Here is a 22,628-nt window from a genome sequence, read left to right as displayed (position 1 = left end):
CGATTGGCGCTTTGTTGCAGAAACTTATGACAGCGTTTTCTTGATCGATTGAAAAGAAAGAAACTCACTTATTAAAGGAGGACCTTGCGTTGTTGCTGCGGATGGAATTTATTAAGCCCTCGCTGCTGGAGCCCGGGGAGGAACATCGGCTTAACTTCATGCTTGTGCACCCCTGCGGAAGAATGGAGCCGCAATCGGATACGGCCTTTAGCATGACTTGCAGCGACCCGGAGATCGTTGAGGTGAACGGCAGCGTGATCACCGGGTTAAAGCCGGGCGAGACCGAAATTGCCGTAGACTTTCTGGACGATAGATTTTCAGAGTTTAAATGGAAGGTTCTTGTAAGGCCGGCTGGTCAACCCGCGAAATTGAAGCTGAAGGACCGTCCGAAGATTTTGTTTTCGATCGATGAGCTCGCGGATTTTCTGGATCGGATTAAGCGGGATGACGGCAGTTCTGCGAGGGCGATCGATGCATCCGGGCTATGGGCCGGATACTTGGCAAAAGCGGACGACTATGTGGAGGAAGATAGCTTCGAGGTGCTGTATCCGTCCATATCGGATCAGTGGAAGGTTGCGCTGCCCCTAACGGAGCCGAAGCGGGTACCAGAACCGCAAGGCCATACCTTCTTCCCGTTCTGGACGATGTACGCCAGAGCGATAGAGGATCGGCTGGTCGTCATGTCCACGGCCTTCCTGGTGACGGAAGAGAGAAAGTATGCGGTTCGAGTGAAGCAGCATCTGTTGTCCCTGGCCGCCTTCGGGAAATGGTATGAGTTCGACGAGCGGGGCGCGGAAGGAAATCTGAGCAACGCCCATCTCCTGCTAGGCGCTTCCTGCGCCTATGATGCCATTCACAGCTTGCTGACGGAAGAAGAGCGGCGATCCATTCGCCAAGCCATTCTGGATAAAGGGCTGCATCCGCTGGCCATCGATATCGGAAGCCGTGATATGCACAACATCGTGGCAGCCAAGCAGGTGGCGATGGTGTACGGCGCGGCGGCCATCATGGATGAGAACCCGTTTGCCGCCAAATATTTGCAGGCCGGACTTACTTATCTTGAAAGCTATCTGGACCGAAAAGGGATGTCCGGAGAAACAGAGGGGCTGCTGTACGACAATGTGGCTGCGCGCCATGCCTGGATGGCGGCGGATCTTTATCGGAGAATCAGCGGCGATGACAGCCTAATTCAGCATCCGTATTTGCGGGAAGAGCTTCCTGAACGTTTTTTTCGGCTCCTGGCACCGGGAAAGGAAAGCTCGTTTCCGAATCTGTCGGATTCGTTTTACAAGCTCGATATCGCTTACCTCATGGCCATGACAGCTACCCATTACGACCATCCGGCAGCGGTTTGGTACCTGCACAAGCATGCTGCAACGCATCACGCATCGCTTCTTTATTTACGGAAAGAGACCTCACCTGCAAGTCCAACGGAGCTGTACGGGAAGCGCGCTTCCGCAGTATTCCGGAGCGTAGGCTGGGCAGCCCTGCGGTCGGGATGGGGCGATGAGGATCATTTGCTGTGCTTCACCTCAAGCAGCTCGGCGAAGGACCATAATCACAAGGACCAGAACAATCTGGTGATCAATGTCGGCGGAGAGTGGCTGTTGACCAATCCCGGCTACCAGGATTATGTACCCGGTCCGAAGGCGGATTACACTACTGGCACGGTGGGCCATAATTCGCTGCTCGTCAATGGTCAGGGGCAGATCCACCTGGGTGGCGGGGGTCTCCGGGAGGAGTTGTTACTCCCGTCATTTGAGGCGGTTGTCGGGGACGCTGCCGAAAGCTATGGCGGGCTGCTGAAACGCTACCGGCGATCTGTCCTACATATCGATTCGGCATATTACTTCATCGTGGATGACGTGGAGCTTCATCAGGAATCGGATGAGGCCGAGCTGCTGTTTCATACGACTTCGGCGGTTCTGGATGGAGAAGAGCCCAAGGCTCCGGGCGAGATTCTGGGAAGTGAATCCGTTGTATTCCAGGGAGAAAGCGCCGCACTGCAGCTCATGTTTCCTTTTCCCAAGGAGAAGGTGCTCACCCTCCGCGAGTACCCTGGGGCTGAAACCTACGGTCCTTATGTAGCTGTCGGTGGCACGAAAGGCAAAAGACGGCGGTTCATCACGCTGATCAATCCGCGGGTCCATTACGGCGAGAGATTGGCCATCCTTCAGGAGGAGCAGGATACCGGAAGCCTGACTTCCGGTTTAACGGTGGAAAGGCCCGGCGGGGCGGAGGATATCTGGCTGTTTTGCGCTGACGCTGTGGAAGCCCGCTACCGGGGCATAACTTTCCTGGGAGAAGCCGCCCGTTTATCGGGTAACGGCATGCTTAATTTGTGGAAGGCTGAACGGTTGTCCGGCGGAGACATCGCTTTTGAGGCGGAGCTGCCTCTGAGTTTATACAGCGATGACCGCCGCTTAACCTGCATTGTGCATAACCCCCACCCTGTGGAGGTCTCCTTCAAGCTGAGGCAGATAACTGCTGGCGTGGAAGTCAAACAAACCGCACCACCCGGCTATTATGAATGGAATCTTATGAATACCGGCAGAGGTGGTCAGGCGGAAGGGAGAGAAGCTGTGTGGAAACCGTGATTTCGGAGGTCAATCCATCCGCTCCCGTCAAGAAGAGCGCTTGGAAGCGAATCCGGACCCGAATGTGGAGGGATCGTTATCTATACCTGCTGCTGCTGCCGGGCCTGCTTTACTTTATCGTGTACCGGTATCTGCCCATGCTGGGCATATCCCTAGCCTTTAAAGAATACAGCCCGTTCCGGGGGTTCGCGGAGAGTCCTTGGGTCGGTTTTACGAACTTTGCCCGGATTTTCGAAAGCCCGGAGGTTATCCAGGTTATCTGGAATACGCTTACCATTTCATTTCTGCAGATCGCGTTCGCATTTCCGGCGCCGATCATTCTGGCCATCATGCTGAACGAGGTGGCAAATCCGCTCTTGAAAAGAGGGCTGCAGTCCATCGTTTACATGCCGCATTTTCTGTCTTGGGTCGTGGTGGTCGGCATCGTGACGATCTTTTTCCGCAACGAGGGCTTGATCAACGACGTGCTGCGCGAATGGTTCGGCTTGCAGCAGACGATCCCTTTTCTCACCGAGCCCGATTATTTCCGAGCTTTTCTGGTGTTGGAGGTCATCTGGAAGGAAGCCGGCTGGGGGACGATTATTTTCCTGGCGGCGCTGGCAGGCGTCAACCCGGCTCTTTACGAGGCGGCCGTCATGGACGGCGCAGGGCGTTTCCGCCAAATCTGGCATATTACGCTGCCCGCTATCCGCAGCACGATCATTATCATGCTGATCATACGTCTGGGCGACGTGCTGGAGGTCGGCTTCGAGCAGGTGTTCCTTCAACTGAACGCCTTTAACATGCACATCGGCAATACGCTCGATACCTTCGTGTATTACAAGGGGATCCAGCAGTCGGACTACAGCTTCTCGACCGCGGTCGGCGTATTCAAGGGTCTGGTCGGTCTCGTGCTGGTTATGGCCGCCAACAAGCTGTCCAAGCGATTCGGCGAACAGGGCGTATATTAGGGCTTCGATTCTTTCTGGGAGGAGAACGACATATGAAGCAAAAATCCATCGCGGAACGCTTGTTCAGCGGCGTGAATATCAGTCTGCTGCTTGTCATATCCGCAGTCATGCTGTTTCCGTTTTTATATTTGTTCTCGGTTTCATTTTCCTCGTTCGAGGATTTTCTGGGCAGCAAACTGCTGCTCTGGCCGTCGAAATGGACGACCGACGCCTATGAATATATCTGGGCCTCCAGGACGTTCCGGCAGGCGCTGCTGAACACGTCGCTGGTTACCGTGCTCGGTACCATCGTCAATCTGTTTTTTACGGCGACGATGGCATACGCCTTGTCAAGACCGATCGTCGGCCAGCGTACCGTCATGTTTATGGTCGTATTTGCGCTATTGTTCTCGGCCGGCATGATTCCGACCTATCTGGTCGTCCAGGAAACGGGGCTGCTTGATTCCATCTGGTCGCTTATTTTGCCGGTGGCCATCGCGCCCTTCAACCTGATTGTCATCCGCCAATTCTTCATGAACATCCCAAGCGATATGATCGAGGCGGGCATCGTGGACGGCGCGAATGACCTGCAGATTTTCGGGCGCATCATCCTGCCGCTCTCGAAGCCTGCGCTGGCGGCATTCAGCCTGTTTTATGCGGTCACGCACTGGAACAACTATTTTGCGCCGATTCTGTACATCAATGATCCGGCCAAATGGACGATACAGGTCGTGCTGAGACAGATTGTGGTGGTGGGGGAAACGACGGGCACGCTCGGAGGAGATAACATGTTCATGGATAATCCGCCGCCCCCGGAAACGATCCAGATGGCCGCGATTCTCATGGCGACGCTGCCGATTCTGATCGTGTATCCGTTCTTGCAAAAGCACTTCGCGAAAGGCGTCATGCTGGGCGCCGTCAAAGGTTGATGACTTCGAACGGCCGAATAACGGAGCTGTTCGAATGAATCATAAACGGAGGTCACACTCCAACACTGATTAGAATGGGGGAAAGCTCATGTTAAAGAAACACAGACTTACCGCAGTGATGGCGGCCTTGCTCTCCATCAGCGTGGCAGCATGCGGCGGCCAGCCGAAGGCGGAGGAGAAACCTGGAACGACCACTCGGGGGGAGGAACAACCGGCACAGACAGAGCAGACGTATGAAATCTCTACGATTGATTTTCGCTATGGTGATCCGCCACCGACTTCAAGTCCGGGACTTGACATGATCAACGAGAAATTTAAAGTCGACTACAAGCCGGTTTTTGTGCCGAATACCGCCTTTGATGAGAAGATCAACGCTGTGTTCGCCTCAGGTAAAATACCTGATATGATCGGACTTATGTCGGCTGACATCAAGAACCGCTACAATAAATTTGCGAAGCAGGGGGCTTTCCTAGATATCGAGCCTTATATCCAGGAGTATCCGTCGCTTAAAGTGGTGCCTGATTTCATCTGGGATGCCATGCGGGTGAACGGCAAGATTTACGCCATCCCGCAGTATTCTCCGAAGTATCAGGTGGTGACGGTGCTCCGCAAGGACTGGCTCGATAAGCTTGGCCTGAAACCGCCGACAAATTACGAGGAGCTGAAAGAGGTAGCGCTGGCATTCACTAACGGAGATCCGGACGGCAACAGCAAGAAGGACACCTACGGTATCGCCATTGGTCAGGACATTAACCCGAACTTCAACCAGGGACCGTATTGGGACCCGGATGCCTGGTACCACCAAGATGCGCAGGGCAACTACATCCCGGGCATTATCGGTGAAGGCCGCCGGGAGTTCATTACGATGCTGTCTGAGCTCTACCAACAGGGAGCGATGACGAAGGACTACGCCATCCTGAACTGGGGAGACACCAACAAGGAGTTCTATTCCGGCAAAGCAGGCATCTTTATTGGAACGCCGCGCGGCATGTCGCAGGATTACATGAACGGCCTGCTCAGTATACATCCGGATGCCCAGTTTATCAGTCTTGGTCCTTTCGAGGACAATTACGGCAACAAAGGGCTTACGTCTGGGGCGGGCTACAACGGAATTACCGTGCTGAGCGCCAAACTTGCCGATGAGCCGGAAAAGCTGAAGAAGATTTTCGAAATGATTGATTTCGGCCGCCAGTTCTATCCGCAGGATCAGCGGAATGATACAAACGCCGATTTTGATTGGTGGTCGGGCAAAGTCGGTGTGGGTTATGACATGAAGGACGGCGTGCAGGTCAACAAGGAGAATTTCGCATCCGACGGACTTGCGCCTTCCACTTATTTTGTTGATAACACTTCGTGGGCGCCCCAGGATTTCGATAATGATTACTCCATTACGTATCAGACCAAGCAGCTGGTCGATCTGGTGGAGGAGATCGAATCCATGTATAGGGAAATCAAGCTTTATGCAAACCCGATCAATGGACTGGAGTCGCCGACAGACAACTCGAAAGGCGCAGAGCTGAGAAAGTATGTCATGGATGAGCAGGTAAAAATGATAGCAGGCACCCGTCCGGTTTCGGATTGGGATAAACTGGTTCAGGAGTATCTGGACAAAGGCGGTGCCCAGATCATCCAGGAATACAACGCGAATATCAAAGAGAAGGATCCGAAGGCACTGTTTAAGTGAGACTTTGGAGATGACGCTTTATGCATGATCCGTGGGACAGCGGGGCAAATCTTTTTGCCCCTGTTCTGCATTGGAAGAATTAGCACCCATGGGAATGCAAGCTGTGGAGGAGGGAGACATATATCATGAAAAAGACAGCGAAAATCGGTCTGTGGTTTAACAGGCAGTCGGCGGAATACTTCTGGGGACATGGCCAGGATCTGTTTCAGCTATATGTGGAGGAGGTGCTTGGTCATGCAGGCATTCCTTATGCAAGGTTTGATGACGCCGAAACCCTTGAGTCATATGAACCCGATATCATCGTCGTACTGCACCCGGGAGAGAAGGAACAGGATCTGAACCGTCTGGAGGAGTGGGCCCGCCGTGGAGCGACGCTCATCAGTTACGGCGGATTGAACCGCATGGCCGGCCGGCTGGGCTGTACCCGGTTTGCCATCAGGGATGCGGTGTACGGGCACCTGTCAGGAATAAGCTATGCGCAAGGCATACCGGTTTTAAGGGCGGTAAGCAGCGATCCGTGGATGGTGTCAGAGAAATCCGACATCCCGGTTCAAGCGGATGGCGTTCTGTGCCGGCTCCATAAAGCTGGTGCCGAGGCAGCCGCAGCCGTTCTGGAGTTTCCGCTAGGTGCCGGCCGGCTGATCCGCTGGAATGTGGACATCCCCGCGAATATCGTTATGCTGCAGCAGGGCGTCGGCCCGGTCGTCCAGGACGGCATCCCCGCGCCGGACGGTACGGGAGCGGTGGACGAAGGCATTTTGAAGGCCGATGACCGGTGTGAGATGGACTGGAATGAGGACCGCTCGGTGACGGAGACCGGGATGCCATACTTTGATACGCCGTATGCAGACTGGTGGCGCGAGGTGATTGTCCGTCAACTGATGGAGGAAGCAGATGCGCTGGGAATGACGCTTCCGTTTCTGGACTATTGGCCGGAAGGCGTCAATCAGGTGGCCATGATCTCGCACGACAGCGACTTCAACATAGAGGATGCGGCCCAAACGACCCTGAGCGTGCTTCAGGAAAACGGCGTCCGCTCGACCTGGTGCATGATCGAACCGGGCTACTCCCCGTCGCTCTACAAAGAAATTCAGGCTGCCGGGCATGAGCTGGCATTTCACTACAATGCTTTGGAGCAGGAGAAGGGGATATGGAGCGCCGAGGAGTTTTCCCGCCAACTGAACGTAATCCGGAGCATCAGCGGCGCGCCGATCATTTCGAACAAGAACCACTATACCCGCTTTGAGGGTTGGGGAGAGCTCTATGAATGGTGCGAGCAGAACGGCATCGAAGCGGACCAAACTAGAGGGCCGAGCAAAAAAGGAAATGTCGGCTTTCCGTTCGGTACCAGCCATCCGTATTACCCGATCGCTCGTTCGGATGACCGCAACCGGCTATACCGGGTGCTGGAGATCGGCTTTCTAACCCAGGACCTGGAGCATCCCACGCTTTCGGATGCGTCGGTGATTGCCCCGTTTCTCGAAAAGGTGGCGGAAGTCCGCGGCGTCGCCCATTTTCTGTTTCACCAGCAGCACATCCATCATCTAGGGAACGTCCGGCATGCGTTTTCGCTAGCGGTCGAAACCGCGAAGCGGCTCGGTTATGCGTTCTGGACGAGCGAGGAGATCACCCGCTGGGAGCAGGCCAGACGAGCTGCGGTGCTCCGGGTAAGCGCAGACGGTACCCTCATCACCGAGAATCTTCCGCAGGGAGCGGTAGTGCGCCAGCCGTTGGCTGCGGAGGCGGACCCGTCAGCTTCGCAGACGGACATTCGCTTTGGGCGGCCGTGTGCAGAAGCGGCGAGCATGATGAAAACAGCAGCTGAATAACGGCAATGAGGAGGAATTAGACAGTGGAAGCGTTAGCGATTCATGGGGGAGCGCCGGTCAAGACCGGTCCTTTTGGCACAGGCAAAAGATTCGGGGAAGAGGAGGCCGCGCATCTGCTCGAAGCGCTGGAGCAGAACACGCTGTTTTATCATTTCGGCACCAAGGTTAAACAGTTTTTGGCCGATTTCAATGCGATGTACGGCCGGGAATACAGTGTAGCGACATCCTCCGGCACCGCGGCGATTCATGTCGCGCTGGGTGCGGCTGGGGTCTCCGTAGGGGACGAGGTCATTACAAGCCCGATTACGGACCAGGGAACGCTGATCGGCATTCTGTACCAGAATGCGATCCCCGTGTTTGCCGATCTGGAGCCTTACACTTACAATCTGGATCCGGCCTCGATCGAGGCCTGCATTACGCCGAGAACGAAAGCGATCCTAGTCGTCCATCTGGCGGGATATCCGTGCGATATGGACCCGATCATGGAGATCGCGGAAAAGCATGGCATTAAGGTCATTGAGGATTGCGCACAGGCTTATCTGACCCGGTATAAGGGGAGGCTGGCCGGCACCATTGGCGATTATGGCTGTTTCAGCACTAACGATTTTAAGCATATCTCCACCGGGGACGGGGGCATGGTGCTGATCAATTCGGGAGCGCGCGAGGATTACGAAACCGCTCACGCCTTCGCGGACAAAAACTACCGCCGTCTCGGCACCACGGTTGACCGGGGAACCAGCTATATTGCGCCGAATTACCGGATGACCGAGCTGCAGGGAGCCGTCGGTATCGCCCAGCTCAAAAAGCTGCCCTGGATTTGCGGGCGGCGTCAGCAATACGGCGACCGGCTCAATGAAGGATTGCAGGGAATCCAGGGCGTCATTCCGCCGCAGGTCGACCCGGAGCATGACTGTACATACTGGTTCTACATGCTGCGCCTTGATCTGGGCAAGCTGACGTGCAGCCGCGAAGAGTTTTGCAGGGCGCTGGAGGCTGAGGGGATCCCCAACCGTGCCGGCTATATCCCGCAGGTATGCTATTTGCAGCCGCTGTTCCAGAACCGGCAGGCTTATCCGGGGAGCCATTTTCCGTTTGACAACAGCAGCGTCTCTTATGAGCAAGGCCGTTGTCCTGTCGCGGAGGCGATATTAGACACGGCGGTGCAGATTCCGATGAACGAATTCTACTCGCCCGAGGATATTGAGCATATCATTCAGGCGGTTGCCAAGGTGGGCGCCTATTATGGGAAAAGCCATGAATAATGCGGAAGAAGTGAACGTCAGCAAGGCAACGGGGACGATGGGGGCTTTTGAGCGGATCGGCGTACCCGTTGATGTCGACGAGAGCAGATCTGCGGCGGTGTGCCGAAGAGCCGACGGCACCGAGCGCATCGTAATCGCAGCCCGGGGATATGTGCTGATCGCGGATCCGGGAACAGGAAACAGCACGCAGCTTTATTTTCCAGGGGGCGAGGGCCAGTACCCGTTTGCGTCGATCAGTGATTCCCGAGGACGGTTCTATACCGGAGCAGGCCGCTATTTTTACGTTATCGATCCGTTCACTCCGGCTTTTGTCGGGCAGCACCGGGTACCTGAAGGGGAAGAGGGAGCCGGCTTTGCATTTGCCGTGAATGGAGATGGTCGGGTCTACGCAACAACTTACCCGGGAAGCTATCTGATTGAGCTCGATGCATCGTCAAAATCCTCACGTACCTTATGCAGGCTGGATGCCGAGAGGAAGTATGCCATGACGCTCGCCTGTGGAAGCGGTGGGAAGGTCTATGCCGGACTGGGCACAACGTCGCCGGCCATTGCCTGTTTTCATGAGGAGACCGGAGAGCTTGAGATAATACTGGAGGGACTGCCGGGTACGACAGGCAGCGCTGCCGTTCACCAAGGCTGCAACGGCGCCGTTTACGGCTGGCTGCCAACCGGGGAGGACGGAGCCGGCATATGGTACCTGCTGGGCGAGCAGGGGGCAGAGCAGGTGTCGGCGGAGGAGGTTAACCCGTCCCTGTATAAGGGGGCAGGTTACAACAAGCTGCACCGGGACCTTGATGCCGGTCGAGTGCTGCTGAAATGGCAGCTGTCCGACAAGCAGATCGAAATCATGGAAGCGGACGGAAGCCTGAGCCGGATTCCGCTTGACTACAAGGGAGGCGGAACGTCACTCTCTCCGCTGTTCGGAGGTCCGGACGGCATTCTTTACGGCACTTCCAATCACCCGCTTCATCTGTTCACGTACGATACCGAAGCCGGGCGCCTGACCGATTGTGGCGGCGATATCGTGGAGCGGGGAGGCGGCGGCAATATTGCCGCTTATGCGGCGCAAGGCAGCATCATCGTGGGTGCTGCTTATGCCGGCGGCATGGTCCACCTAATGGATACGGCGAAAGAATGGTGTACGGAACCAGGACCCCACCGGAATCCCCGGCTAATCTATGAAAATGCCGCTGTCCACAGGCCGAGATGCGCAGTCGCACATCCGGACGGCCGCCATGTGTTGTATGGCGGCTTTCCCGGTTATGGTGCGGCCGGCGGCGGGCTCGGCATCGTGGATGTACTGGCCGGGCAGGTGGAGATGCTGGAGAACCGGGAAATTATCAGCGGGCAGAGTACGATTTCGCTTGCCGTGCTGCCGGATGGCAGGGTATTCGGCGGCACCAGCATTGAGACGCCCGGCGGCGGGATCAGCACGGCGGAGGAAGCGGTGATGTATGAGTTGGATTGGCCTGCCCGACAAGTGATTCGGCGCTGGGTGCCGGTACCGGGTGCCAGGGAAATCGCTCAGCTGATATCCGGCACAAACGGGCTTGTCTATGGCTTGACCTCGGAATCGGTGTTCTTTGTTTACGATGCTGGACTGCAAAAGATCATTCATTGCCGCGATCTTTCGTCCTGGGGCGGTATCGTCCGGCAGGGACTGCTCATGATAGAACGCAAGGGGCATCCATTCCTTCTGGGTCTGCTTAGCGGGGCTTTGTTCACCTTAAATACGGTGAACATGCAGCCGGAACTGCTGGAAGTGCTTCCGGTCGAAGCGACCAGCGGAATCGCCTGCCTGAACGGAGGCGTGTATTTCGGTTCCGGTGCTGAGCTGTGGCGGTATCGGATGGAAGGGGAGGGTGATTACTTTTATGACTCAGTTTAATGGGGAATTAGTGCCGCTGTTAGAGGGAATCCATACCCTTGAAGCCTGGATGGAGAAGGAGTCCAGACTGAGAGCACGATGGCTGAAGCTGCTGGGGGAGCCCCCGGAGACGGTTGATTATAAGCCGAGAGCGGCCGCAGACAGCGGGGGTTTCCAGGTACTTTCTGTGCATGAGGAAGAAGATCATATAAGACAGGCGATCATGTACCAGTCATCGGACGGAGATTCGATCCCGGCTTATCTGTTGCTCCCTTCAGGAAAGCCTGCTGCAGGAGGATATCCCGCTGTACTTGCCCTTCACCCGACAACCGAGAATGGAAAAGACGATGTGAGTCTGGCCTCCGGACGGGTGAACCGGCGGTACGGTCTAGAGCTGGTACAGCGCGGTTTTGCCGTGCTGGCTCCGGACTCTATCACGTTCGGCGCCCGAATCTATCCAGGAGAAGCGCCGTTTCAAACGGCTCCGTTCTATCAACGGTACCCTGCGTGGACCGCAGTCGGCAAAATGCTCTCCGATCATATGGCGGGGGTCGACGTGCTGTCCTCGCTGCCACAGGTAAATCCACGCCGGATCGGCGTCATCGGCCACTCGCTTGGCGGCTATAACGGCTGGTTTCTGGCCGGAATGGATAAACGAATCAAAGCCGTCGTCTCGAGCTGCGGATTTACGATGTTCCGCGGCGATCCGGAGCCGAACCGCTGGGGCCTCCGGGAATGGTTTTCCCATATCCCTTCCATTACGGACAGTCTGAAGGACGGCTCACTTTCGTTCGAGTGGCATGAAATCGCGGCGCTTGCGGCTCCGGTGCCGATGTTGATGTGGTGCGGAACGCGAGACCCGATTTTTCCGAACTGGAGGGAGGTTGCCACGGGACTGGGGGAGCTGGATGGTTTGTATGATTTTCTGGGCGCTTCATCTGCTTTCGAGTGTTGGATCGGTCATGAAGGGCACGAATTTCCGCCTGATATCCGGCTGCGAGCCTACGCTTTTCTTGAAAAACAGCTTGCGGAGTAAAATATATACACGTTCTTTATTCGGAGTGCATGGAATCCTGATGTCCCTCATGATATACTGATTGTTATAGACATGTATAGGAGCGGTATATATTGTTGCGTAGAAGAAATGAATTTCATGAGCGTTATGAACGCTTTGTCCAGGAATTAAGGAATGAAATCGTTGCCGGTGTTCTTCAGCCGGGTGAATTTATTTTGCCGGAAAACACGCTTAGCCAGAAATATGAAATGAGCCGGGTATCGATCCGGAAGGCGCTGGATGAGCTGGTGAACGAAGGATTGATCGAGAAAATCGCGGGCAAGGGCAACCGGGTGAAGGTGCCGGATGAGGACAGAACGCCTGTCGTGCTGAGACTCGCATGGTTCTCTTCTTCCTATGAGATTCCGATTATCGAAAAAATGATCGAGGCGTTCGAGCGGAAGCATCCGTTCGTTCAGGTGGAGATGGTGCTGTATTCCGAGGATTTCTACACCGAAACCATCATCCGGTCCATTGAGGACGATCAAGGGCCTGATCTGTTTATCATGTCGGATCAGCATTTCCGGGAATGGACCGAAAGCGGGCGCACGAATCTGCTGACAGGGTATGTTCCTCCCCGTCTGATGGAGGAAGGGGTCAGCTATCCGCGGGTCTTTGAGCTGTTCAATCATGAAGGCGGCATGCTCGCGGCGCCGTTTGTGTTCTCACCGGTAGTCATCTGTTATAACCGATCGATCTTCCGTCAGCACGGCCTGTCTCACCTTGTCAGTCTTGGCGACTGGCAGCAGCTGCTGGAGGCGGCCAAAGCCAGCACATCGGCCCCGAACGAAGACGGAATGACCGATCATTACGGGTTCTGCTTCTCTTCGTCCCCCAACCGCTGGCCGGTCTTCCTGCTTCAAAATGACGGCAGCATCATGGCTGCAGACCGCAGCCGGAGCACGATGGCGGACGAACGGAACATCGAAGCGCTGGAGTTTTGCGTATCGCTGATGTATAAGGAGCATGTGTCGCCGATCTTTTCCCATGGCAGCAGCCATTTAGCCGAAAGCCTGTTTATGAAAGAACGGGTTGCGATGATCATGTCCACTTATTATTTCATGAATGAATTCCGCGACCATTCCATCGACTGGGATGTGATGACCTTGCCGAAAGGGAGCAAACCCGCCACTATACTGCTAGGCGGGGGGCTGTCGATCAACGCTGCGAGCAGTCATCGGAATATCGCCGAAAAACTCGTGGATTTTATGACGGGCGAGGAAGCACAGAAACTGCTAAAACAGTACGGTTGCACCATTCCGGTGTTGCGGTCTGTAGCCGAGGATGACAGCCTGCTGAATCCGGACATTCATCCGCAGCACTATAACCGTTATCTCGAGGTGCTGCCGCATGCTTATCCGCTGCATATCCTTAACATGAACCAATCTGAAATATTGACGCTGCTGGATGAACTGAATCTGCTGTGGGCTGGCATGGAAACCCCGGCGGATACCTGCACCCGGATCGAGCAACTCTTCAACTCCCGGCTGGGCTTGAAGGACGCCGGTACCGGGATGGAGAAATGACGATTCGGTAAAAAAGAGCACCTTCAGGAGAACGAAGCCATGTCGTAAGATATGGAGACGGTCTTGAAGGTGTTTTTGTGTTGGCAGCAAATATGCATCTATCCGTTAGAAGTTGCCGACATGTTCATTTGAAAGGACCTTTTAAGAATATTTATCGACCATTTTAAGTAAATAATTGCGAAATTCCTCTACGTATGATTTCGGTTCTACGATTTCTAGATTTGTACCGAAACTTGCTAAAAACTGAAATCCAATAGGGTTCCGAGGAATTTGGATGGTAGCCAGGAAATATTCAGAACTATGACTTTCAATACTCTTTCGACCGTACCTTTCAATAAACTGATCTTTTATGCCGGGCGCAATCAACGCTTTAATGGCGACTAATTGCGGCTGATAACTGGCTGCGTCTTGTTCTAATGCATAATCTCTCGGGTTAAAGGTTTCTTCATTCATATTGAGATTATCGATCCTGGATAATTTAAATGTTCTATAGCTCTGGCGATGTAAACAGAATCCCTTCAAATACCAACTGGTTTCGCTAAAATGAAGCTGATACGGCTCGACGATTCGATTCGTTATCATGCCATTTTTATCTATATAATCAAATGAAATCAAATTTTTCCCTACTATCGATTCCTGGCATATCTTCAAGGTCGGAAGAATCTCAGATCGACCCTTCCAATTATAAAATGATAGTTGGATGGAGCCTTTCCTGGACTTGGGATGAACCATGGCCTCCATTTTTTTAATCGTGATTTCAACTTCCTCGCTAATTAGAATTTGTTCCAATCCGCCGAGCGCAGTCAATATATTTTCTAAGTCGGAGCTGTTTAAAAGACGCTTATCCACCTTGTATTCATCCATAATACCGTATCCGCCATGAATTCCATGAACAGAATAGATGGGAATGTTGGATAAGCTCAGTGTTTCCATATCGCGAAGAATCGTTCTTTTGGAAACGTTAAATAATTGTGCGAATTCTTTTGTTGAGACGATATCTTTTTTCAGCAATATCATGATAATGGATATTAATCTCTCAACCTTCTCCATAGCTGCCCCTCTTTTGGTACAATTTTTTAAATGGTGACATACGTCTGTCACCACTAATAAATTATACTTCATTTATCAAAAGAAGGAGGTACAACTTTATGTCAGCTATTGCATATTTGAACTTTGATGGGATCGCTGAAGAAGCGATTGAATTTTATTCGGAGGCTCTACAGGCGTACGAGGTAAAAAAAGTGAAATTCAAGGATTTTCCGCAGGATCCAAACTATCCATTGCCAGAAAATGAACTCAATTTGATCATGGAGTCCTCGGTTGAATTTGCAGGCGGAAAAATCATGATGTCGGATATTTTGCCTTCCATGAAGGCGGTAACGGGTGAGTTGGTGAAAGGAAACAACATGCTTATTAGTCTAGTCATAGAGGATCAACAAGCATTGGAAGAATACTTTAACCAATTGTCTGTTGGCGGCCATGTTGTGATGCCATTATCCAATACTCCTTGGTCTTCGTGCTTTGGAATGCTGGTTGATAAATTCGGAGTTGCCTGGAAATTTAATCGTGACGCATATCGCTTCCTTGACAAAGTCATTTCAAACAAACAGTAACGCATTCAAAACATGGCCTTCCAATGAAAGGCCATGTTTTGATATTCTCTTTAGAAAGTAGGAGGACGGGGTAAGCTATGAAAATTGAACATGTTATTCCAGCAAAATCGAGAGAGGATTTAAGGATTTGGCTGCAGAACCATGGCAAGACCGAGAAGTCTTGCTGGGTGATGGTTAGTATGACGCCAACCCCTGATATGTTGTTATATTTGGACGTCGTTGAGGAAGCTTTATGCTTTGGATGGATTGACGGCATTAAAAAGAAAATGTCCGAAACCGAGCTGGCCCAGAGACTGTCTCCTAGAGGTAAAAAAAGCTCATGGACCGAATTGAATAAAGAACGTGTCCGCCGCCTCGAAAAGTTGGGCTTCATGAGTGACGAAGGCAGAAGGGTTCTTCCTGACATGGATCCCGGTTCTTTCAGAATAGATGGGGTCATAGAACAAAGGCTAAAAGAGGAAAAGCAAGTATTTGAGAATTTCATGGCATTTCCTGATCTTTATAAAAGAGTTCGGATCGACACGATACAAAGCTATAAGAATCAGCCGGAATTATTCAAGAGCAGATTAGACAAATTCATATCCAACACAAGAGAAAACAAAATGTACGGTCAATGGAACGATCATGGCCGTCTACTTGAATATTAATACTCCCTGGGTCGAAGGCCAACAACCTTAGTCTGGTTGAGTGACCGAACTAAGGTTGTATGCATTGCCTTTTTATCACTGGAACTCTATAGAGTTCGACATAATCAATTCCAAAAACTCTTCAAGATTATGTGCCGCTTGTTCAACTTCTTCAAATTCAGGTTCATATCCGCGCACGATAGCACCAATGTCATTGGTTAAATCAATCGCATAGAAGGAATACCCTCCATCAACTGACATCACGATCGGCAGGTAAGAATCCCACCACGCAGTTATTTCTGATTTCCATAGTTCATCGTCCCTTGCTGCCTCCAAACTGAGCATTTCAAATTCATTCCATTTAAATTCAGCCTCGGAGCGATTATTGTATTCATCCTCGCATAGAAACCAGGTCTTCTCATCAGGTGTGATGCATCGTTTTACAACACTTAAAAATTCCAAATAATCATTAGGGATTTCCTTATATCTTGATAACAAGCTGCCAGCTAAATGTAATTGATGATCCTCATTCTTAGTTATCGTCCAACCGTTTTCTTCAGCCCAAATCATAAATTCATTTATTTTGTCATTCAGGGTCTCTTCTCCCACCGTATTCACTCCAATTTCTTATAGGCTCTGATTATTATTCTAGTCAGACAGTTCCATATCCTTCTGGAACTCAATGTGCATTCCATATTTCGATAGGTATCGAATAGTACTCGGTTTATACTATATACAAAAGTACGCCAGTCGATAATAGATGGGGAGAGGTATAGTATGGACATGATAAAACAGCTTGAAAAGCTTACCGCCTTTAAAAAGCTTCACTCTAATTTCTTTATTTTGCCCAATGCATGGGATGCTGCAAGCGCGAAAACTTTCGAGAAGTGCGGCTTCAAGGCCATTGGCACGACAAGTGCCGGCATAGCGGTTTCCCATGGGTATGCGGATCGGAATATGCCCTTCGATAGGATGCTGGATACGGTCCGCAGGATCGTGCAAACCGTGGATATTCCGGTTACCGTGGATATGGAAGACGGGTATGGACAGACGCCTGATGAAGTCGCAGAATCGGTTAAGCAGGTGATCAAGGCAGGCGCGACGGGGATTAACATAGAAGACAGCGGCATGGATCGACAAGCGCCGCTGCATGATATTTTGCTCCAGCAAAACAAAATAGCCGTGATCCGAAGGCTGGGGAATACCATGGGGTTTCCTCTCTTTATCAATGCCCGGATCGATGCTTACTGGATCAAGTCTATGCCGTCTGCAGGGAGGCTGGAAGAGACGATCAAGCGGGCCCATGCCTACCAGGAAGCCGGGGCAGATTGTATTTTTGTCCCCGGAATCCAGGAAATCACCGACATCCAAACACTGCGCCATGAAATAAGCTGTCCGATCAATGTATTGGCCGGGCCGGGAATGCCTTCCGCAAAAGAACTTGAAGCGCTGGGGATTCAGCGTATCAGCACCGGCTCAGGACCTTTTCGCGCCGCAATATCGCTTCTGGATCGCATGGGCCATGAAATTTTGGAGGAGGGAACTTTTGAGCACATGACTTCGAGAGTCCTTTCTTACGACGATTTATCAGAAAAGCAGCCTTGGTAGCAATCAACGGAGATAGCGCCTGCGTAGATCTTCATTTCCGCAACGCTATGGCTGCCGGCGAATCGGTAGCGATGGAGAACAGTTAAAATGTATCCCTGGAGAGTGGGCTTGCCCCACTCCTTTTTTTATGGGCAGGGATTATAATCCATCGTGACAGTGAAAAGTTTGGATGGAGGGGGGAGTGAACGTCAGAAAGCGGGCTGCTTGCTTCCGATAAAATGTTAGCGCCTTCACAAAAAAACAAGCAAGAATACAACCGGGAGAACAGAAGCTGCGGTGCCTTATTATCGTGTGGCAGATGAATAATCTTGAGGAGGTATTTATGCTTACCATTACAAGAAAAGCAGTTAGTCTGTTGGTCGTGCTTGCCGTAATGATCACAGGATTCTCACCCCGAACTGCGGGTGCAGTAGAAATCAATAGCTATTCAATTTCTTCAATGGATATGACGGATGCCGCTGATCCGGCATCTTTGGCACAGACCGCCGCTGCTCCGGCCACGATACAAAATTACCCGATGCCATCCATCTATACCGCATCCAGCGTGTTTTCGTTGAAAGCGAATAACGAAGCGATTCCTGTTATCAGTTATCTGGCTGATTATGATTATGCTCAATTTTCCTTTTCCGGCACGGTCCGTATCGAAGTTACCAATAATGTGCCGATTACTTCATACTCCATCAGTCCTCAGGCTAAAAATATCGAAGGCACGGTCAACGGGAACAAGCTAACGTTCTATCTTTCATCCTCAACCTATGTCATCGTGAAAATCAATGACCAGAGGAAGAAGATTGTGATCGCAGCAGATCCCTTGGAGACGGATATTCCCCCGTCCACAGGTGCCGGGATTTATAATGTGACGCAGTCGCCATACCATGCGGATAACACGGGTACATCGCTGGCATCGGGTCCGATTCAGCAGGCGATCGATGACGCCCATCAAGCCGGCGGCGGCGTTGTATTCATACCGGCCGGTGTTTATAAGAGCGGGAACCTGACATTAAAAAGCAACGTAACCTTTTACCTGGCCGGCGGCGCCGTCATTGTCGGCACGGGAAAGGGGGAAGACTACGTGATTGATTTTCGCAAGGATTCACGAAACGCGGATGGAACGTATTTTATTCGTACTGCCGTAGATTCCACCAATATTACGATACGGGGACGGGGAACCATTGATGGAAAAGGCATTGCGATGCGAGAGCGAAAGATGCCGGCGCCGAATAAGAATGAAGGGTTCCTCAATAACCTGCTCGTTCCGATCGCAACATCCAATTTTACTTTTGACGGACTAATATTACGGGATGGCGGTTTCTGGTCGTTTATGGTGGTTCGTTCCGACAATGTGACCATAAACAATCTTAAGGGATTCCAGGATTTATACAAAATCGAGAATGACGTTATCGATATCAATGAGAGTCAGAATGTGCTTGTTCAGCATTCGATTGCCATATCAGATGATGACACTTATTCCACTAAAACCTGGCTGCAGACGGGGATGTCCAAAGACTGGCCGGGCGAGCTTGAACATTTGGAGAATGTGGTCTTTGATGACGCTTTTGCATGGACAAGATGCGCGGCTTTCAAGATTGGCATGGGCGTAGCCCAGCCGCAAATCGGCGTAACCATCCGAAATTCGTATGTGTATCAAAGCGCCCGAGCATTGCTTATTGATCATGGATACCAACTGAATACCCTCCCGGAGGAAGGTTATGCCCAAAATATTACGTTTGAAAATATCGACATCGAACGCGTCGGCATCAATCAATTCGGGAACTATTGGCTTGGAGTGTCCACCAGCACTTCCGGCGATGTAAGCAATGTTGTAGTCAAGAACATCAATGTTCGCGAGACCGGCACCCAGAAATCCAGAATTTCCGGGAATGCCACGAAAGGCGGAAGGGTTAACGGCGTCACGTTCACGGATGTTTATGTTGGAGGCAAGCTTGCAACAACCCTGGACGACTTGAATGTTACCGTTAATAACAATGTATATGGTATCGTTTTTGCCAATTCCAAACCGCCGCTATTCAGCGACAATTTCGAAGATGGAAATACGGCGGGTTGGACGTCGATGTCCGGCGGCTGGACCGTCCCGACAGTCGGAACGAATCACGTGCTGTCCAGCGGGAATCAGACAACCACCTCCCTGATTACCGCTAATAGCGGGGGTTCATGGACGGATTACGTTTATGAAGCCAGATTAAGAATGCCCATCACCAATGCCAACGCGGGCATGGTCTTCAGGGTGCAGGATGCAAACAATTATTATATGTATCGCATTCATTCATCGAATCAACAACTGGAGTTGTTCAAATCCGTGAATGGACAGCTGACGCTTGTAAACAGTATGCCGTTCACGGCCATTGAGAAACAGTGGTATAAGGTTAAGGCGGTTATACAAGGGAACACGATTTCCTGTTACGTGGATGGAGAATTAAAGATGGAATGGACCAATCCTGTAACCGAATTGACGGCTGGGGGGATCGGATTCCGGACCACCTCGGCGGGCGTCCATTTTGACGATGCCGTGGTTAGTTTCCTCAATAAAGCGCCTGAGGAGATTGCCCTTTCACACAACAGTGTTGTTGAAAACACGACGGCGGGAGGCATGGTCGGAACCTTTTCCACCAGCGACCCTGATGCGGAAGAAACATTTTCTTATATGCTGATAGCGGGGGCAGGAGATGTGGACAACGGCAGCTTCACCATTTCGGACAATAAGTTGTTCCTAGCCGTAACGCCTGATTACGAAGCCAAGGATAGCTACAGTATCCGGGTGAGGAGTACAGACTCAGGCGGACTGTATGTTGAGAAGACCTTTACGATCCATGTCACGGACGTGAATGAACCTCCCGTGAATCCGGATCCTACGGTCATTGTATTCAGCGACGATTTCGAAGATGGAAATGCCGGAGGATGGACGTCTGCTTCAGGTTCCTGGGATGTAACAACGGACGGCACAAATGCCTTGATTCAGAATCAAGCTGCCACTGCAGTCATTGCTGCCGGCGATTCGTGGACGGATTATACGTATGAGGCCAAAGCGAAAATGCCCATCACCAATGCCAACGCAGGCATTCTCTTCAGGGTACAGGATGCGGGTAATTTCTATATGTTCCGAATCCATTCCGCAGCCCAAAAGCTGGAGTTGTACAAATCCGTGGACAACGTCATGACCCTTGTATCCAGTACCCCCTTTACAGCTCAGGCGAACCAGTGGTATACGATGAAGGCTTCTATTGAAGGGAACGCAATAAAAGGTTATGTGGATGGAGAATTAAAAGTGCAATGGACCAATCCCGAGACCGAACTGACAGCAGGAAAAATAGGATTTCGGACCACTTCGGCAGGCGTAGCTTTTGATGATGTTGTGGTACTGGCACCTGATTCGATCTAACTAGTACGGCATCCGTACTTTTTCAAAAAAAGCCGATCCACAGGTCGGTCAGCGTTAAGAGGATCATACGAAGGAGCTGCCCCTAACGCCATGATTGGCTGCCAGGGACAGCTTCGTTTTTTTGCATTGTCGTACAGGGGATGCAGTGACATAATCAAAGAATGAATACTCCCGCCACTTACCTAGGCAGTCGCTTCGGTTGAAGTGCGGGTTTCAGATGTCTCAACCTGAAGGTTTCAGGATGCTTAACACCCTTGGAGTTGACACGTTGATGGACTGGTTACCATCCAACCCCTCTATCCCATCCGAAGGCTTAGCAGATACGTTTGGGAATACTTTGCGCATAATGTTGGCTGCTCCGTTCACATCGGCATGAATCACGCCCGCCTGGCTCGCATACAGCCCGCGATAAATCCGCTTGCCGGAGAAGAGATAGGTTCCTCCCTCACCGAAACGCGGCAACGGATCTTGATCCAGGAAGCTCGCTTTTGACGTATAGGCTTCTTCCGTCAGGATCACCGTGATTCCCTTTGCTGCTGCCTTATACTGGATCATCGCAATGAGCTGCTTGTGCGGGAGGTGACAGAACGACTGGTTGTTTCGCCGTCCCATGGCGGATTCTTGTTTCCATCCCGCATTATGACCGATGACGATCGTACCGATCCTCTGCTCTTCGGCCAGTCTGACGATATGATGACTGGCTTTGTGAAACAGGTCTTTGATCAGGCGGTGGCGCTGCAGATGCAATCGTTCCAATCGTTTGGATGTGTGTGTGCCTTCACGCGGGTTTTTACCCTGACGAAGAATACTCGTGTAGTGCGCTTTCATCTTGTTATAATACTGATTGATCGCTTTGACGATCCTGCCCTTCACGATCACCGGCTGTAAGCCGGTTGTCGTGACCATGGTTGCAAGATTGTCTACACCCAAATCAATCGCCATGATGAAATTAGAATGGCTGACGTCCGGTACTTGTTCCCCCTCTGTGTTCTGCTCTTCCATTGGACACGTGAAGACGAGTTCGATAACATAGTGCCCATGACGAGGTACGACACGCGCCTGCATGAACTTGCCGTCGGTACGCCCTAGCTTGCCGATGTTCAGTCTCAGCTTGGTTCGGGGGAACTTCAGGAACTTTCGGTCTTTGATGACGCAATCTTGATTCGAGAACACCACTTCCTTCACCTTGCTGCGGGCGTAGCCCGGAATCTTCGGCTTGCCGGTAAAGGTCTCCGGATGTTGACGATACGCCTTCATGCTGGCGAAAAAGGCCGCCCAGTTCTGGAAGACGACCTTCAGAATGCCTTGGCTGCTTTGGGCCGGGAGGGAGCGATAATCGGGTTGCTCCATCACTTTGAACAAGGCATCCAAGAAAGAATAAGACAGGAAGGGCTGCTCTGGCGAAGGCAACGTAAAGGGCCGGGAACGATTTTTCACGCTTCTTCGCTCGTTCATCGCATCCAGATGTGCGGACAGGGTGTTCATCACTTGTTGTTGCAACGGCTGACAAGCCGATAGCTGTCCCTTTGCGGTAAACACTTGCCGGATATAAAAGTTAGCCGTATTGTACAGGTTTTTTGCACACTGACCCAATGCATCCAGATAGGCGAACAACCGATGCCCCGGCTTGATCCATACTTGATAGGTTCTATACCCGAGTGCTGGAACGGACAAGATTTCACCTCTTTTCACTTCCGGAATACGAAT

The 22,628-nt window shown here is 51.9% G+C and carries 16 protein-coding genes; 13 read left to right on the top strand and 3 right to left on the bottom strand.

Annotation, left to right across the window (positions count from 1 at the left end; genetic code table 11):
- Window positions 1-89: 89 nt before the first annotated feature.
- The 9 genes from GYMC10_RS17000 to GYMC10_RS16960 all read left to right on the top strand — a co-directional run bounded on the left by GYMC10_RS17000 (window position 90) and on the right by GYMC10_RS16960 (window position 13,677).
- Window positions 90-2,597 (top strand): heparinase II/III family protein, encoded by a 2,508-nt coding sequence (locus tag GYMC10_RS17000; RefSeq protein WP_015735653.1) that lies wholly within the window; start codon window positions 90-92, stop codon window positions 2,595-2,597.
- Window positions 2,585-3,547, top strand: a complete 963-nt coding sequence (locus tag GYMC10_RS16995) for an ABC transporter permease (protein ID WP_015735652.1) — start codon at window positions 2,585-2,587, stop codon at window positions 3,545-3,547. Before GYMC10_RS17000 ends, GYMC10_RS16995 begins: the two co-directional genes overlap by 13 nt.
- Window positions 3,548-3,579: 32 nt before the next feature.
- Window positions 3,580-4,455 carry a carbohydrate ABC transporter permease gene (locus tag GYMC10_RS16990; protein ID WP_015735651.1) on the top strand — a complete coding sequence of 292 codons (876 nt, stop codon included), beginning with the start codon at window positions 3,580-3,582 and terminating at the stop codon, window positions 4,453-4,455.
- A gap of 88 nt (window positions 4,456-4,543) precedes the next feature.
- Window positions 4,544-6,139: an extracellular solute-binding protein gene (locus tag GYMC10_RS16985; RefSeq protein ID WP_015735650.1), complete on the top strand. Its 1,596-nt coding sequence runs from the start codon at window positions 4,544-4,546 to the stop codon at window positions 6,137-6,139.
- Between the two features lie 125 nt (window positions 6,140-6,264).
- Complete coding sequence (locus GYMC10_RS16980) at window positions 6,265-7,968, top strand: hypothetical protein (protein WP_015735649.1); 1,704 nt, start codon at window positions 6,265-6,267, stop codon at window positions 7,966-7,968.
- 23 nt (window positions 7,969-7,991) lie between these two features.
- Window positions 7,992-9,230, top strand: a complete 1,239-nt coding sequence (locus GYMC10_RS16975; protein ID WP_015735648.1) for a DegT/DnrJ/EryC1/StrS family aminotransferase — start codon at window positions 7,992-7,994, stop codon at window positions 9,228-9,230.
- Window positions 9,211-11,118 (top strand): hypothetical protein, encoded by a 1,908-nt coding sequence (locus tag GYMC10_RS16970; RefSeq protein ID WP_015735647.1) that lies wholly within the window; start codon window positions 9,211-9,213, stop codon window positions 11,116-11,118. The genes GYMC10_RS16975 and GYMC10_RS16970 overlap by 20 nt, the downstream gene beginning before the upstream one ends.
- Entirely contained in the window at window positions 11,105-12,133 is a 1,029-nt protein-coding gene (locus GYMC10_RS16965; RefSeq protein WP_015735646.1) for an alpha/beta hydrolase family protein, read from the top strand. Before GYMC10_RS16970 ends, GYMC10_RS16965 begins: the two co-directional genes overlap by 14 nt.
- Before the next feature lie 92 nt (window positions 12,134-12,225).
- Window positions 12,226-13,677: an extracellular solute-binding protein gene (locus GYMC10_RS16960; RefSeq protein ID WP_015735645.1), complete on the top strand. Its 1,452-nt coding sequence runs from the start codon at window positions 12,226-12,228 to the stop codon at window positions 13,675-13,677.
- Window positions 13,678-13,818: 141 nt separating this feature from the next.
- Here GYMC10_RS16960 and GYMC10_RS16955 read toward each other — a convergent pair whose 3' ends face one another.
- Entirely contained in the window at window positions 13,819-14,727 is a 909-nt protein-coding gene (locus GYMC10_RS16955; protein WP_015735644.1) for a helix-turn-helix transcriptional regulator, read from the bottom strand.
- Window positions 14,728-14,825: 98 nt separating this feature from the next.
- On the opposite strand from GYMC10_RS16955, the gene GYMC10_RS16950 reads away from it, so the two are divergent.
- Together GYMC10_RS16950 and GYMC10_RS16945 are read left to right on the top strand one after the other, a co-directional pair.
- On the top strand, window positions 14,826-15,290 hold the full coding sequence (locus GYMC10_RS16950; protein WP_015735643.1) for a VOC family protein: 465 nt from the start codon (window positions 14,826-14,828) through the stop codon (window positions 15,288-15,290).
- Between the two features lie 77 nt (window positions 15,291-15,367).
- Window positions 15,368-15,937, top strand: a complete 570-nt coding sequence (locus GYMC10_RS16945) for a YdeI/OmpD-associated family protein (protein WP_015735642.1) — start codon at window positions 15,368-15,370, stop codon at window positions 15,935-15,937.
- A 75-nt stretch (window positions 15,938-16,012) separates the two neighbouring features.
- Here GYMC10_RS16945 and GYMC10_RS16940 read toward each other — a convergent pair whose 3' ends face one another.
- Window positions 16,013-16,510 carry an SMI1/KNR4 family protein gene (locus tag GYMC10_RS16940; RefSeq protein ID WP_036660999.1) on the bottom strand — a complete coding sequence of 166 codons (498 nt, stop codon included), beginning with the start codon at window positions 16,508-16,510 and terminating at the stop codon, window positions 16,013-16,015.
- A 183-nt stretch (window positions 16,511-16,693) separates the two neighbouring features.
- On the opposite strand from GYMC10_RS16940, the gene GYMC10_RS16935 reads away from it, so the two are divergent.
- Both GYMC10_RS16935 and GYMC10_RS16930 read left to right on the top strand, forming a co-directional pair.
- Window positions 16,694-17,524 carry an isocitrate lyase/phosphoenolpyruvate mutase family protein gene (locus GYMC10_RS16935; protein WP_015735640.1) on the top strand — a complete coding sequence of 277 codons (831 nt, stop codon included), beginning with the start codon at window positions 16,694-16,696 and terminating at the stop codon, window positions 17,522-17,524.
- A 322-nt stretch (window positions 17,525-17,846) separates the two neighbouring features.
- Window positions 17,847-20,921: a family 16 glycoside hydrolase gene (locus GYMC10_RS16930; RefSeq protein ID WP_015735639.1), complete on the top strand. Its 3,075-nt coding sequence runs from the start codon at window positions 17,847-17,849 to the stop codon at window positions 20,919-20,921.
- A gap of 222 nt (window positions 20,922-21,143) precedes the next feature.
- Here the strand turns inward: GYMC10_RS16930 and GYMC10_RS16925 are convergent, their stop codons facing one another.
- Complete coding sequence (locus GYMC10_RS16925) at window positions 21,144-22,595, bottom strand: RNA-guided endonuclease InsQ/TnpB family protein (protein ID WP_015735638.1); 1,452 nt, start codon at window positions 22,593-22,595, stop codon at window positions 21,144-21,146.
- Window positions 22,596-22,628 lie beyond the last annotated feature (33 nt).

The organism is Paenibacillus sp. Y412MC10 (genome assembly GCF_000024685.1).
Lineage (GTDB): Bacteria > Bacillota > Bacilli > Paenibacillales > Paenibacillaceae > Paenibacillus_AQ > Paenibacillus_AQ lautus_A.
Note: the sequence above shows the minus strand (reverse complement) of the source record. Positions and strands in the feature narration are given on the sequence as shown.